This is a genomic window from Saccharothrix sp. ST-888 (assembly GCF_000955975.1).
Classification (GTDB): domain Bacteria; phylum Actinomycetota; class Actinomycetes; order Streptomycetales; family Streptomycetaceae; genus Kitasatospora.
Map to the genome: position 1 here is coordinate 17,405 of NZ_JYJF01000086.1, position 14,453 is coordinate 31,857.

Here is a 14,453-nt window from a genome sequence, read left to right on the forward strand (position 1 = left end):
GCGGCCGCCGGAGAAAGGTTCCGGCGGCCGCAGGCCGTTGTGGTGTTCCGTCGGATCAGCCGCGCTGGATGTCCGAGACGTCGCTCAGCAGCCCGTGGGTACCGCTCGGCAGCTGGGCGACCAGAGCGGTGCCGCGCTGCTCGACGGCCAGGTACCAGGTGCCCGGGACGAGCTCGCCGACCGGCGGGCCCGCCGGGTTGTCCTTCGGGGTGACCTGACGGGTGACCGGGACGGCGAACCAGAACGGCGCGAAGTCGGCCGCGGGTGCGGGTGCGGCCGCCGGGGTCGGTGCCGGTGCGGCGGCCTGCTCGGCCTGCGGCTGGGCGGCGGCCGGAGCCGGGTAGCCGTAGCTGCCCTGCGGCCGCCCGCCGTACGGCGAGTCGTTCTGCGGGACGCCACCGTGCTCGGCGGCCGCCGGGGCGGGGTAGCCGTAGGGGCTGGGCTGGCCGGGCTGTCCGGTGTGGGCCTGCTGAGTCGGCTGCCCCTGCTGGCCGGGGTAGCCGAACTGGTCGGGCTGACCCGCCTGGCCGGGCTGGCCCGGCTGGCCGTACGGCTCCGGCTGGCCCGGCTGGCCGTACGGCTCATGCTGGCCGGGCTGACCGCCGCCGGCCGGCTGGTACGCGGCGTAGCCCTGCGGAGTCGGAGTCGCGGACTTCTCGGGCACCAGCGGCCCCTGCAGTGCGGGCACCAGCGGGCCGCCCGCGGCCGCGCCGGCCAGCACCACGAGCGCGAGCAGCGCGAGCCAGGCGCCGAAGCCGCTGCTGGTGGTGCTGCTGATGGTGATCCCGCCCAGGCCCGTGCTGGAGGTGTCGGCGGGGCCGCCGGCGAGCGACCACAGGCCGGACCAGAGCGCGGCGACCGCGAGTGCGATGCCCCACTGGTCCAGGCGCAGGCCGAGCACCTGGCGGGTGGCCGCGGCCTGGCCCTGGAAGCGCTGGAGCAGGATCAGCACGGCGGCGATGATGCCGAGCAGGAAGACCGAGGGGAGCACCGGGAACAGCGCGGTCGACCAGGCGCTCACCGAGGCCGAGTGGCACTGCTGACCGCCCTTCGGGCCGGAGCAGAGACTGGAGCTGCGGTACGGCAGGAAGGAGGCGATGAGCAGGAGGAGGGCCGCACCTGCGACGGCGGCGTCTCCTCTGGTGAGAGCGCGCAGATTCACTAACGTTCCCCTCGTCGGCGTGTCGTGGACGGCGGTTGGATGGTCGGTCGACCGGCCGGGCGGGATGCCCGAACCGGGCAAAAGCCTAGGGCCAAGCTGTTCACAACGGCACAGCACCCTCCGGAACCGCCCCGAATCCTCGCAGATCGCCGGAGCCGGGCGCGGTCCGAGGAGGACTCAGCCGGCGGGGTTGGTGAGGTAGGCGGTCAGCGCGTCGGCGATGCCCTGGGCGGCCAGCTGGCGCCACTGGGGGTCGCTCATCCGCTGGGCGTCCCCGGCGTTGCGCATGTTGCCGCACTCGATGAACACCTTGGGCACCTTGGACAGGTTGAGCCCGCCCAGGTCGCTGCGGGTGTCCAGGCCCTGCTCGCCGATGTAGTCCGCGTACGGCTCGCCGGTCGCGGCCTTGAAGGTGTCCCGCAGTGTCACGCCGAGGCGGTGCGAGGGGTCGACGATCGCCGAGGTGTCCGCGATGCCCGCGGCCACCTTGGCGGGCAGGATCACGTGGAAGCCGCTGACGGACGCCGGTGCGCCGTCGCCGTGCACCGAGACGACGGCATCCGCGTGTGCGGCGTTCCCGATCGCGGCGCGCTCGTCGATGCACGGACCGTACGCGCGGTCGCCGTCCTGGGTGAGCACCACCTTCGCCCCCCGGGCCTGGAGGATCGCCCGGGCGCGGTGCGAGACGTCCAGGGTGTAGGCGGCCTCGCTGTACCCGGCGTCGGTCTCGGTACCGGTGGTGTCGCACTCCTTGCGCGCGTTGCCGATGTCGACCAGCTGGTTGATCTCGGTGGTGTGGTCGGCGTTGTCGGAGTTGTGCCCGGGGTCGAGCACCACCGTCCGGCCCGCCAGCGTGCCGGCGCCGGACGCCGAGGCGGACGGGCTCGCGCTCGCGCCCGGGCCGCCGCTCGGGCTGCCACCCGGACTCGGGACCTCGGCGGCGCCGGGCGCGCTGCTCGCCGCAGACGGGTCCGGGGACGTGTTGGCGGCTGCGGGGGAGGAGCCACCGGCCAGTGCCTGCCAGCCGAACCAGCCGGCGAAGCAGAGCGGTACGGCGGCGCAGCCGAGCACGGTCAGTCGGAATCGGGTGGAGCGGCGGGGGGCGGGGCGCTCATCGGTGGTGCCGTTCACGAGAGGTTCAGATCCTGTCCCAGGTGCGCGACGGCAGGTTGTAGACACCTGCCATGGAGTTCCACTTGGCGACGAAGTCCTTCTTCGTCTGCGTGGCCTGCGGGTTGAGGTCGTTGGCCCGCTTGAGGTCGTCGGTGCCGGGCGCGGCACCGTTGGTGCAGCCACGGCTGCCCACGGTGCGCGCCCAGGCTGCGTACGCACGGTCGATGTCGCCGGACTGCTGCCAGGCGCTGCGCAGTGTCTGCGCCGCGTCCGCGCCGCCCGGCAGCTGGCCGAGGTCCAGCTTCGCCAGGTCGGCTATCAGCTGGTCGCGCTGGGCGGCCCCGGTCTCGAAGACCTGGACGGCGCCGTCGATCTCGGACTTCGCCGGGCAGCTGTTCACCATCGCCACCGCGTTGCCGATCGGTGCCTTCGCGTTCTCGCCGCGGCTGAGCAGGTCGTCCAGCGACTTCGCCTGGACGGCCGCGTTCGGGCCCGCACCGTCGCTCGCCGAGGCGCTCGGGGAACCACTCGGCGAGGCACCGGGCGGCGCGGAGCCGGTGTCGCCCGGCGCGGGCGGGGCGGCAGCCGGGGCCGAGGCAGCGGGAGACTGCTGCGCCTGCTCCTTCGAGCCGCTGCCGGAGTCCGTGAGCAGCCACACCGCGCTGACACCGACCACGATCGCCAGCACCACGCCGACCGCCACGAACAGCGGGGTACGGCTGCGCGGCCGGTCGCCCTCGTACGGGGCGATCTCCTCGTACTCGGTGGGGCGGGGGTAGCCGGGGCCGGGCACGGGCGGGAAGGCGGACTGGGCCGGTGGGGACGACGGGAACTGCGGGAACCCCGGCGCCGGACCGGCCGGGGGCCCGAAGCCGGCGGGCGGAGCTGTGGTGGCCAGGTACGGCCGGGCGCCGAGCGGCGGGCCTTCGTCGCCGACGGCTCCGACTCCGGGCTGCATGCTGGGCGGCACAGCGGGTTGTTGCAGGCCGGGCGGCGCGGCGAACGGAGTGGCGGGGGGCAGCGGCGGGATCGGCGGGAGCATCGCGGTCGGCGCGTCCTGCGGCGCGGCGAAGCCGTACGGGGCCGGGGACGGCGAGCCCGACGGGGGCTGCGGCGCACCACCCGGCTGGGGCTGGGCACTGTTCCAGGCCTGGCCGCCGGGCGGCTGGAGCGGTGCGCCCTGCGGGGCCGGTGGTCCCTGCGGGAAGGGTGCGCTCTGCGGGAAGGGTGCGCTCTGCGGCGGCGGGAAGCCGTACGGGGTCGGGAAGGCCGCCCCGGGGGCCTGCGGCTGCCCCGGGGCGCCCGGGGGAGCACCGGACGGGACCTGGCCGCCGGGCCGGTCCTGGGCCGGTTTGCGGCGCACCCAACCGCCGGCCCCACCGCGTGCGGTGGGATCCCAGACCGCCGGAGCGGTGTCGTCCTGGTCGGTCATGCCTGGCCTCGCCCCCGCTGTCGTGTGGAACTCGCCCACCCGGTCCGGGTGTTCGCCGACACCGTACCTGTCCTGTCGGCATGGCGGTACGGCGGTGCGGCAGCACGGGGAGCTCGCGGGGTGGCGGTACTGCTGTGCGGTGCCGCAGAACGGCGGTCTGAGGGAAGACGTTAGAGCATGGGTGATCGTGCCCGCAGGAGGCCCGCGATCTGCGGTGCGGTCAGATTCCCGTAGCGTCCCCGGTACGGCTGCCGCCGCGCCGCAGCACCCGCAGCGAGCCGGTGACCGACACCTCCTCGAAGCCCTCCGCCAGCGCTCGCAGGTAGACCCGGTACGGGGCCTGGCCGCCGTCGGCCGGGTCGGGGAAGACGTCGTGGATCACCAGCAGGCCGTCCTCCGCGAGGTGCGGCACCCAGCCCTCGTAGTCGCCGGTGGCGTGCTCGTCGGTGTGACCGCCGTCGATGAAGACCAGCGCCAGCCGGCCGCCCCAGACGGCGGCGACCTGCGGGGACCGTCCGACCAGGGCGATCACGTGGTCCTCCAGGCCGGCCTGGTGCAGCGTCCGGCGGAAGCGCGGCAGCGTGTCCATCCGCCCGACCTCGGGGTCGACCAGGGTCGGGTCGTGGTACTCCCAGCCCGGCTGCTGCTCCTCCGAGCCCCGGTGGTGGTCCACCGTCAGCGCCACCGTGCCGGCCGTCCGCGCGGCATCGGCCAGCAGGATCGCCGAGCGCCCGCAGTACGTGCCGATCTCCAGCAGCGGCAGCCCGCCGGTCAGCCGCGCCGCCCCGACCGCCGCCGCGTACAGCGCCAGGCCCTCGTCGACCGGCATGAACCCGGTCGCCGCCTCGAACGCCGCCAGCACCTCGGGCGCCGGACGGGTGCTCTCCCGGAGATCGGTCATGCTGCTGCTCCCTGAGGTCGTGGTCCTGATCGCTGGACCCTACTCGACGGTAGTCCGCCGCCGGCAGCCCGGGGCAGGACCGTCGGGCCCGGTAGTCGGCTCGGACCGCCTGGCGGCTCCTGAGCACGCACTCCCGGGAGAGGGCCGGCTCGGTAGCGGAGAGGTGATCACCAGCCCGCTCGGGCCGGGGAAGCGTTCGCCGGTCTCGACGGGTGCCGTGCAGTCAGGGCAGGCGCGGTGCTTCGGGGCATGCTCGGGAGGTGGGCACCGAGTGGTGGGCACCGAGTGGTGGGCCCGGAACGAGGGCGACCGAGGGGCCCGGATCGGAGCCCCTCGGTCGATGGCCTTCGTGGTACGCGGGCCGAGCGCTCAGCGGCGGTGGCGGCCGTGCGGGTTGGCGTCGGTGGTGTCGTCGGACGCGGTCAGGCCCCGGTGGCGCCCGTGTGCAGTGTCCTCGGCCGTGGCCTCGTCGGCGCCGGGCGCGGTGCTGTCGTGCTCGGTGGTGTCGGTGAGGGTTTCGGACATCAGGTTCGTCTTCTCCGTGCGAGGGTGCTGGTCTGTGGTGCCGCCTGGCACCGGTCGGATCCGGTCGGGGTGCCCACCGCCGGTGGCGCGAATGCGCCGGTACCGGTAGCGCGACCCCGAGCCAGTACGGGGCCACCCTATCGGCCGGCTCGGACGCCGACGCAGTGGGAAACCCTAAGGTCTCGGCAGGGTCGACGCGGTTCCCGACGCTCGCGGTTCCGGCACCGGGCCACCGGAAGCCTGGCCGCCGTGGGTGCCGCGCGGGGCCGATCCCAGCCAGTGGCCGACCAGTTCGCGGTAGAGCGGGGACAGCACCTGGAGGTCGCCGTGCCGGGCGACCACCCCCTGCCCGGAGTCCAGCAGCAGCACCCGGTCGGAGCGCAGGGCGGAACCGATCCGGTGCGCGATCACCACGAGGGTTCCGGGCCGGGCGGCGAACGCCTCCTCCACCCGGGCCTCGGCGGACGCGTCCAGATGGCAGGTCGCCTCGTCCAGCACCACCGCCGGCGCCGCGGACAGGTACGTCCGTACCAGGGCGATCAGCTGGCGCTCGCCGGCGGACAGCACGGACGGATCGCCCAGCGCACCGTCCGCCCCGCCGAGCCGGGCGACCAGCTCGTCCGCGCCCAGCAGTGCCACGGCGCGGCCGAGTTGGGCCGCACTCGCCTCGGGGCGCAGCCAGCAGAGGTTCTCCCGGACCGTACCGGCGAACACGTACGCCTCCTGCGGGACCAGCGCCAGCCGGCGGGCGCGCCGAGGGCCGGGCAGCAGGTGCGGCTGCACGCCGTCCACCCGCACCTCGCCGCGCTGCGGCGGGAGCAGGCCGGCCAGCAGCGCCGCGAGGGTCGACTTGCCCGCGCCGCTCGGACCGACCACGGCCAGATGCTCACCGGGCGCCAGCGTCAGGTCCACTCCGGCGAGTACGGGCTGCGCCGCCGGGCCGTGCGCGTGGTGCAGCCCGACGACCCGGACGGCGGGAGCGCCGGAACGCCGCACCGGCGGCCGCACCGAGAGGGGCTGGGCGAGGGACGGGCGCGGCCTCGGGGTGAGGGAGACGGTCGGGACCTCGGCAGCGCCGTCGGCGAGGTGGCCGGACGGGGCTCCGGGCGGCGTTCCGATAGGCGCTGCGAACGGCGTTCCGGGCGCCGTTTCGGGCGGGGCAGGGATCGCGGCCAAGCGGCCGAGCACTACCGCGAGTTCGAGCACCCAGCCGCCCAGCATCCCCGACAGCGTCCGCACCGCCGGTTCCAGTTGCTGGATCAGGTAGGAGGCCACGCCCAGCACCTGTCCGGCCGTCAGCCAGTGGTGCCGCACCAGCCAGGGGGCTGCCGCCACCACCGCGAGAACGGGCAGCCGTCCGCCGAGAGCGACGGTCAGCGAGCGCAGCGCGGCCGCCCGCCCCAGCGCCCGGACCGCGGCCCCCTGCGCGGCCACGGTCGCGCCGACCGCCGAAGCCACCCGCTGCCCGGAGCCGCAGGCGGTGATGTCGCGCAGACCGGCGAAGGCGAGGCCGGCCTCGGCGGACACCCGTTCGTCCGCGAGCACCACCGACCGGCGGCGCTCCACCAGCGGGCCGAGCAGGCGGGCGAAGAGCAGGCCGCCGAGCAGCAGCGGCGGCAGGACCAGCGGCAGTGTCACCGGGGCCAGCAGCGTCAGTCCGAGGATGGCGGCCACCAGCGTGACCCCGACGCCGCGCAGGGTGCGCAGCAGGGTTGCCGTCAACTGGCGTACGGATTCGACCTGTTCGGTCAGTCTGGCGACCTCGGCCGAGCTGCCCTCGGCGGTGCTGCCCTCGGTGTGACCGCCGGTGCGCCGGTCGAGCGCGCCGTGCACCACCCGGGCGACCAGGGCGTCCCGTAGCGGTTCCACCACGGCGGCCACTTGGGGGAACGCCGCCCGCGCCGCATACGCCCGGACCCCGGAGGCCACCCCGAGGGCGGCCAGCCAGCAGAAGCCGACACCCGGGCGGCCCGCCAGGAAGCCCCGGTCGACGGCGGCCGAGACCAGGATCCCGGAGAGCAGCGCGGGCAGCGCCTCCACCCCGGACCACGCCAGTACCTGGAGCAGCGGCCCGCGCGAGCCGGAGAGCTCGCCGACCAGCAGGTCCCAGCCCGGCCTGGACTGCCGACGCCGATCGCGATGGCGTCCGTTCATCGGTCTCCTGCCTCCAAGCGGTCTGGACACCCGATCGGCCGCGCGGCCGGGTGAGCGGGGAACTGCCGACGGTGTGCCCGAGTTCGGTACGGAGATTGGGGAGTCCCGGCGCGCCGTCGGCACCGCGCGGTCGGCACCGCGCGGTCGGTCAACCGCCGAGGGCGCTCCCGGCCAGCGCCGCGCGGTAGTCGGGGTGGGCGAGCAGATCGGCGTGCGGGGCGAGAGCCCGGAGGCGTCCGCCGTCGAGCCAGGCGACCAGGTCGGCGCGGGCCGCCGCCTCGGCGCGGTGGGCCACCAGCAGCCGGGTGCAGCCCCGGGTGGACTCGGTCAGTGCCAGGGTCACCTGGTGTTCGGTCGCCAGGTCGAGGCTGGAGGTGGCGTCGTCGAGCACCACCACGCGCGGGCGCTGCGCCAACAGCCGGGCCAGGCCGAGCCGTTGCAGCTCGCCGCCGGAGATCCGCAGTTCGCCGAGCGGAGTGTCGTACCAGTGCGGGAGCCGTCCGAGGAACCCGTCCGCCCGAGCCGCTCGGGTCTCCGGCGGTCCGGCCCCCTCCAGGGCCTCGCCGATCGTGGCGCCGACCAGGACCGGCCGCTCGAACGCGTACCCGATCGCCCTTCGGAGTTCGGGGTCGCTCAGCTCGGCCACGGGCACGCCGTCGATCAGGACGCGCCCGGAGTCGGGTTCGCGGAGCCGTCCGGCCAGTGCGGTCAGCAGGGACTTGCCCGCGCCGGACCGGCCGACCAGGGCGACCGTACTGCCGCCGGGCACGGTCAGGTCGATCGGTCCGAGCAGGACCCGGGAGCCGTCCCGGACCACGGCCGCGCAGAAGCTCACCTCGCCCGGACCGTCCGGCAGCCGGTGGGTGCCGCAGCCTGGCGCGGGCAGGGCGAGGACCTGGTCGACGCGGGACCGGCCGGCCCGGGCGTGGGCGATGCCGACCAGTGCCTCGACCTGTTCGAAGAAGCCGAGGCCCAGTGCGGCCCACCCGGCGGCCGCCGCCAGCGCACCGGGCGGCAGTGTCCCGGCGGCCACCAGCCACCCGGCGGTGCCCAGCACGGCCAGCTCCACCACCGTCACCAGCAGGGTCGCCTGCCACACCGTACGGCGCTGCGCGGTCCACAACGCGTGCCCGGCAGCGGAGAGTTCGGGCAGTGGCGCGAGGATCCGGTCGGCCTCGCGCTGCTCCGCCCCGGCGGCGTGGATGCTCCGCAGTCCGGCCAGCGCGCCGGTGAGCCGCTCGGCCAGCTCGGCCTGTACTTCCTGGTAGCGGGTGAAGACCTGTCCGGCCGTGCGCAGGAACAGCCTGATCAGCACGACCCCGGGCAGGACGCCGGCGAAGAAGGCCAGCGCCAGCCAGGGGGAGAGCAGGCCGAGTCCGAGGACGGCGCCGAGTGAGGTCAGCAGGGCGGTGACGGTGCCCAGCCGGGACGGCAGGGCGGCACCGGCGTCGGCGGCCGAACCCACCAGCCGGGCGGTCAGGTCGCCGCCGGTCAGGCCGGGGGTGCCGGGCCCGAGCGTGAGGACGTGCCGCAGCAGCCGGGTGCGCAGGGCGACCGTCGCTTCGGCGGTGCAGGCCGGTCCGGCTGCGGCGGCCAGTGCTCCGGCACCCGCGCCCATCAGCAGGACCGCCGCGAGTGGCAGCAGCGTGCCGACCGGGATGGCCGCGCCGGTGGCCGGGTGCCCGGCGAGGACGGCGTCCACGGCGGCGGCCACCACGCCGGGCAGCGCGAGAGTCGCGGCCGCCTCGACGGGGACGGCCAGGGCGAGCGCCAGGGTCCAGCCGCGCGGCGGACGGCGGCGCGGGGCAGGACTGCGCGCGGGAAGGCTGCGGGCCGGTCGGTCGGGCACTGTGCAACCTCCCTGTGGTGAACGGTGGCCGGTCGGCCGGTCGGCCGGTCGGTCGGCCGGTTGTCTGGTGCGGGAGGGCCGCGCCGCACCCCCTTCCAGGGTGTGGCGCGGCCCGGTGAGCCGGCCTAGCGGCCTGCCTGCACTAGCTGATGGTGAAGATCAGGCAGGTGAGGATCAGGCAGGTGTACTGGCAGCCGCCACCGTGACCGGTCAGCTCGACGGACTCGGTCTCCGGCAGCTCCTGCAGCGCAGCGAGGTCGGTCTCGAAGTTCATCAGGTTCTCCATGATTGGGTCCTCCCCTTGGGGTGTACCGACCGCGCGGTGCGGTCGGTCGTGGGCGTTGCGGCCGCGCGGGCAGAGCCCGTCGGGTGCGGCCACTGCGGCAGAATCGTTCCGCCGCAGGTCTCTCTCCCGGGCACGGCGGGTCGGCCGGGCCGGGAAGTCTTCGGGGTGCCGCCCGGTGGACGCGGGGTGTGCGTCCCGACGGGCGGCGGTGTGAATGGTGCAGCCGGTGCGGCCGGCGGCTAGGTCGGTCGTCCGGTGCGCAGGAATCCGGCCAGCAGTTCGTGCAGGACGGCCCCGCCCTCCTCGGCCAGCACCTCGTGCCCGGCACCGGCCGCCTCCACGTATCGGAAGTCGGTGCCCTCCGCCCGGCCGATCCTCAGCAACTCGTGCCGCAGCGACCGGGACTGGCTGACCGGGACCACCTCGTCCCGGTCGCCGTGCACGATCAGCAGCGGTGCGGTGAGCTGGTGGGCGAGCTGGAGGACGTCGCGTGGGCCACGGGCGTCCGCGATCGGATCGCCCCCGCCGAGCCGGGTGGTCAGCGCCCGGACCGGGGCCGCCGCCTCGGCGAGCAGCCGGGTGCCGGACAGGAACGGTGCGACCACGGCGCAGCGGGACACCTGGTCGGCGGGGGCGTGGGCGGTGGCGAGCAGGGCGAGGAAGGCGCCGTAGCTCACGCCGAACAGGGCGGGCGGTTCAAGTCCCAGCGCGGTGCGCTGGCCCGACAGCCCGTCGAGAAGGTGCAGGACGTCTTCGAGATCCGGACCGCCCCAGGCCCCTCGGATGGCCATCGCGTGCTCCAGGCCGTAGCCGATGCTGCCGCGCTGGTTGGGCGCGACCACGGTCAGGCCCCCGGCGGCCATCCGTTGCAGGGCCGGGTCGAACTCCAGCCGCCAGGCGTCCGCCGGTCCGCCGTGCAGAGCCACCACCAGATGCGGTGAACTCAGCCAGGCGTCACCGCCGTAGACCACGGCCTCGATCGGACCGGCCGGACCGGCCAGTTCGAGGCTCTGCGCCGGGTGCCAGCGGCCGCCCTCGCAGGGCACGGCGCTCGAGTCCAGCCGGAAGCCGGGCGGTGAGGTGTGCAGAACCCTGGCCGGAGTGGACCAGGCGTGCAGGCCCGGCGCTGCCCCCCGTACGGCCGCCGCCACCGACTCGCTCGCACCCGCGAACGGGGTCTCGGGCGAGGTCTCGGCCAGGTGCGGCGGGCGGGGTGCGCTCGCGGGTGCGAGCGGAGCCAGCTGAAGCGGCAGCGGTACGGGGGTGAGGGCGGGTGCGCCGGACGGGCCGAGATTGAGCAGGGTGTCGACGTCCAGGGTGGCCAGCGCGGCGGGGTGGTCGGGGGCCGAGTACGGCATCCGCAACCCGGCGGCGGACCAGTGGCCGACCGCGCCGAGCCGTCCGGGCGGGACGGGCAGCGGGTCGAGCCGGCCGCCGGTCGGCTGCCACAGGGCGAGCGCGGAGGCCGCGCCGTGGTCGATCTGCACGGCGACCCGCAGTCCGTCTGCGGCGGCCGTGGCCTGGGCGGTGGTTGCGCCGTGGACGGTGCCCCCGGCCTGGGCGGCGCTCGCGGCCGGGCCGGGGGCGGTGGCCGGAGCGCCGGGGCTCGGTGGTGGCACGTCGGGCGTGGTCGGGGCGAGGGCGACCGGCCGCAGGAACATCCCCGGTACGTGCAGGCATTCGGGGAAGCGCAGCGGTTCGCTGCCGCCGAGCAGGCCCCAGCCGAGCCGGTCGGCGCCGGGGGCGTCGCTGCGGACCATCGCGAAGCGGCTGTCCGGGTCGAACAGCACCAGCCGGTCGTTGCTGCCCTCGGCGATCTCCAGTAGCGGGGTGACCTGGCCCGAGTCGAGGTCGAGGACCACGGACTTCACCACGCCCGCGCTGACCCGGTCCAGCGCGAGCAGCCGTCCGGTGCGGTCCAGCCAGACCCCGCCGCCGTGCAGCCCCGGGATCTCGGCAACTGGACGGGGCTCGGACCCGTCGACGGCCACCAGCCAGACCGCGGTGACCGGCCGGGTGTCGGTGCCGAGGGCGACCGCGACCGGGGCCTGGGCCGGCCGGACCCCGCCGGGTAGCGGCAGCAGGCGCAGTCCCGGCATCCGCAGCGTGCTCAACAGGCTCTCGGTGGAGTGGAGTTCCCCGCCCGAAGGCGCGGACAGCGCGACCAGGTCGTGCCGGTCGCCGTCGTGGCGGCAGAGCAGGACCCGGCCGTCGGGCAGCGAGACCAGCTGCGACCGCAGGCTCTCCGAGCGGTTGCCGGGCAGGACCAGCGCGGTCGGTTCGGCCGGGCCGCTCGCCGGAAGGCGCCAACTCTCCACGTACCAGCCGCCGTCGGCGGCGGCTGCCAGGCAGGCCGCGTGCGAGCCGTCGGAGGCGAAGGTGAAGCTCAGCCGGCGCAGCGCCTGGGCGGTGGTGCGGGTGGCGATGCTCATCGTGGGCTCACCTCCTGGGAGTCGTGGTCGAGTGGCTCGTGCGGACATTGGGAGTTCATCCCCGGCCCGCCGTCGGACCGGGCTCGGTGTCCTCGATGCGGGCTGCGAGCGGTTGCGGGTCGAGCCAGATCCGCGGACCGCCGTGGCGGAGCCGCAGCAGGAAGGCGAGGGCCCCCGACGTGCCCGTCCCGTACGCGGGAGTGGAGCCGGTGCCGGTCTCGTCCGGGAGGACCAGCAGCCCGTCCGAGAGTGCGGCCCGGGCGGCGATCAGGTCCGCGAACTCCCAGGCCCCGGTGCGGAACCGGTCCTCCCCGGTGGCCTCCGCGAGGTCCAGCAGGTACTCGCCGTTCCCGGCCAGGCCGTGGCAGGCGGACGTCCCGCTGTGCCACCGTCCGTCGAGGACGGCCCGGCCGGCGGCCACGGCCAGCTCGTACGCGGTCGGATCACCCGTCGCCCGCCAGAACCGGACCAGGAAGCTGCCGGCCCCGGACGAACCGTTGCACCAGTGCGCCAACTTGACGCTCGCCGGGTCGCCCGCGCTCTGCGGCCACCACCCGGCGCGTCCGTCGGGACCGTCCCGCCGGACGGTCGCGGCCAGCGTCCCGACGGCCTCGCGGGCCCCCGCGAGCAGCCGGTCGTCCCCGGTGGCCTCGGCGGCGGCGAGCAGGAACGCGCCCACCCCGGCGACCCCGTGGCCGTACCCGAGATGCGTGATCCCGGCGAGGCTGGAGTCGAAGCTCTTCGGCACCGGCCAGACCGTGCCGTACGGTTCGCGCTGCGCCGCCTCCAGCAGGCCGCGGGCGGATTCGGCGACCCGCTCCAGGTGCTCGGCGGACCCGGTCGTCCGGTACAGCCTGAGCTGCAGGAACCCGGCTCCGGCGGCGCCGTGGCAGACGTCCGGGTTGGGCCAGGCCGACTGCACCCGGCGGGCCATCGCCTCGGCCCGGCGGGCGAGCGAAGGGTCCGCCAGCGCCTCGGCGGCGTCCAGCAGGGCCCACGCCGTGCCGGAGCGGCCGAAGTGCAGGCCCGGCAGCACGACCGGCTCGGCCGCACAGCGCCGTTCGATCCACTCGCCCGCCGACTCGGCCGTCCGTCGCACCAGTTCACGCACGGCAGCGGGGATCGGCGCCACCGCCGAACGGGCCAGCACCGCGAGCACCCCGGCCGCGCCGTGCTGGACGTTGCACGGATCGGTGAGTTGGCCGGACGGGACGGTCGACCAGAGCCGGTCGCTCCGCTCGGGCCTCGCGCTCCCGGCGAGGTGCCGCAGGCCGTCCGCGACCAGGCGGTCCACCAGGGCGGCCGGCAGCGGCTCCTCGGCGGCCGGCGCCGCATCGGCGTTGAGTGTGCTCAGGGACATGCCCGGGGGTGTGTCCGTGGGTGTGTCCGGGGACGTGCCCGGGAGCGCGGCCGACAGTGCGGCCCGTACCTGGGGCAGGCCCCAGCGCTGCTCGGGCCGGTCGGCGCGCAGGGCGAGGACCAGCGGCGCGAGGTGCCGTGCGGTGTTCCCCGCCAGTGCGGCGGACGTCAGCCAGCGGCCCAGCCGGTCGGCGACCGGGCGCGGGGCGGGGGAGTCCTCGGGCAGCAGCGGGTCGTGGCCGGTCGAGAGCAGGAAGAACAGGCCGCCCAGGGCGTACAGGTCGGTGGCGTACTCGGCGGGGGAGCTGGTCAGGCCGGGGCCCTGCTCGGGTGCGCGGTAGCCGGGCGTACCGGCCGATCCCGCCGTACGGCCCGCCTCCGCCGCGAGTTCGAGGTCGATCAGGCGCAGCGAGCCGTCGGGGCGCACCATCACGTTGCCGGGGGCCAGATCGCGTACCACCAGCCCGGTGGTGTGCACCCGCTCGACCAGGTCGGTCAGCGCAAGTGCCAGCGGACCGGCCTCGGCCCAGTCGACGTCCGGCGTGCCGTCGCGGCGCAGCCGTTCGGCCACCCAGCTGCCCAGGGTCAGGCCGGTGATCCGTTCCTGCACCAGGAAGAGGGAGTCGTCCTTCTCCAGCAGTTCCACGGGGTGCGGGGTCAGGCCGAGGCCGTCGAGGCGGTCCAGTAGCCGCGCCTCGTGGCGCAGGGCGGTCCTGGCCTCCCGGCCGGAGCGGTCCACCTCGATGTGCGCGCGAGCCTGCTTGACCACCACCTCGGCGCCGCTGTCGGTGTCCCGCCCGAGGAAGACGCCGCCCTTGGTGCTGTGCCTCAGGGCCGCCGTCAGCGCGTACCGGCCGCCCAGCAGGACCCCGGCGCCGCGCGGCCTCCCGCCGCCCGATCCCGCACGGCTCGGACCGGCACTGCGCGATCCCGCACTGCGGGATTCCGCACTGCCCGATCCCGTACCGCGTGACCCTTCGGTGCCGCGAGCGTCGGGGAAGGTCGACCCCCTCCCCTCGACGGGGTCGACCGCCCACGGCGGACATCGGTAGCCCGCGGTCCGTACGTCCTCCGCCCTGGTGCCGTCCGGGCCGGTCAGCATCGAGCGGTACGCGCCGTCGTTGCCGAGCTCGGCGCGGGCGGCGAAGACCCCGTAGCGGTAGTGCACCCGGCTGCCGGGTGCGTACGGCCGGTCGGAGAGGACGGCCGGCCCCGGCAGGCCCCCGGTCGCGCGGTGCAG

At 75.8% G+C, this 14,453-nt stretch carries 10 protein-coding genes; all 10 read right to left on the minus strand.

The window, feature by feature from the left end:
- Positions 1-55: 55 nt before the first annotated feature.
- On the minus strand, positions 56-1,162 hold the full coding sequence (locus tag UK12_RS23750; RefSeq protein WP_045305142.1) for a hypothetical protein: 1,107 nt from the start codon (positions 1,160-1,162) through the stop codon (positions 56-58).
- Positions 1,163-1,339: 177 nt separating this feature from the next.
- On the minus strand, positions 1,340-2,293 hold the full coding sequence (locus tag UK12_RS23755) for an N-acetylmuramoyl-L-alanine amidase (protein WP_052682107.1): 954 nt from the start codon (positions 2,291-2,293) through the stop codon (positions 1,340-1,342).
- Positions 2,294-2,300: 7 nt separating this feature from the next.
- Positions 2,301-3,707: a hypothetical protein gene (locus tag UK12_RS23760; RefSeq protein WP_045305143.1), complete on the minus strand. Its 1,407-nt coding sequence runs from the start codon at positions 3,705-3,707 to the stop codon at positions 2,301-2,303.
- Between the two features lie 220 nt (positions 3,708-3,927).
- Entirely contained in the window at positions 3,928-4,608 is a 681-nt protein-coding gene (locus tag UK12_RS23765) for a class I SAM-dependent methyltransferase (RefSeq protein WP_045305144.1), read from the minus strand.
- A 369-nt stretch (positions 4,609-4,977) separates the two neighbouring features.
- Entirely contained in the window at positions 4,978-5,133 is a 156-nt protein-coding gene (locus UK12_RS41580) for a hypothetical protein (protein ID WP_197085124.1), read from the minus strand.
- 174 nt (positions 5,134-5,307) lie between these two features.
- On the minus strand, positions 5,308-7,287 hold the full coding sequence (locus tag UK12_RS44535; RefSeq protein WP_052682108.1) for an ATP-binding cassette domain-containing protein: 1,980 nt from the start codon (positions 7,285-7,287) through the stop codon (positions 5,308-5,310).
- Positions 7,288-7,435: 148 nt separating this feature from the next.
- Positions 7,436-9,136 (minus strand): ATP-binding cassette domain-containing protein, encoded by a 1,701-nt coding sequence (locus UK12_RS23775; RefSeq protein ID WP_052682109.1) that lies wholly within the window; start codon positions 9,134-9,136, stop codon positions 7,436-7,438.
- Between the two features lie 142 nt (positions 9,137-9,278).
- A complete protein-coding gene (locus UK12_RS39940) occupies positions 9,279-9,422 on the minus strand; it encodes a VenA family class IV lanthipeptide (RefSeq protein WP_156178884.1) in 144 nt (47 codons plus the stop codon).
- A gap of 239 nt (positions 9,423-9,661) precedes the next feature.
- Positions 9,662-11,854, minus strand: a complete 2,193-nt coding sequence (locus UK12_RS36840) for a S9 family peptidase (protein ID WP_052682110.1) — start codon at positions 11,852-11,854, stop codon at positions 9,662-9,664.
- 55 nt (positions 11,855-11,909) lie between these two features.
- Positions 11,910-14,453, minus strand: a 2,544-nt coding sequence (gene lanL, locus UK12_RS23790; RefSeq protein WP_045305145.1) for a class IV lanthionine synthetase LanL, incomplete at its 5' end; no start/stop codon positions are given.

Bases quoted from the DNA above. Each gene is read 5' to 3' on its own strand.
- UK12_RS41580 (WP_197085124.1), bottom strand. From the start codon at position 5,133: ATGTCCGAAACCCTCACCGACACCACCGAGCACGACAGCACCGCGCCC.
- UK12_RS23765 (WP_045305144.1), bottom strand. From the start codon at position 4,608: ATGACCGATCTCCGGGAGAGCACCCGTCCGGCGCCCGAGGTGCTGGCG.
- UK12_RS39940 (WP_156178884.1), bottom strand. From the start codon at position 9,422: ATGGAGAACCTGATGAACTTCGAGACCGACCTCGCTGCGCTGCAGGAG.
- UK12_RS44535 (WP_052682108.1), bottom strand. From the start codon at position 7,287: ATGAACGGACGCCATCGCGATCGGCGTCGGCAGTCCAGGCCGGGCTGG.
- UK12_RS23760 (WP_045305143.1), bottom strand. From the start codon at position 3,707: ATGACCGACCAGGACGACACCGCTCCGGCGGTCTGGGATCCCACCGCA.
- UK12_RS36840 (WP_052682110.1), bottom strand. From the start codon at position 11,854: ATGAGCATCGCCACCCGCACCACCGCCCAGGCGCTGCGCCGGCTGAGC.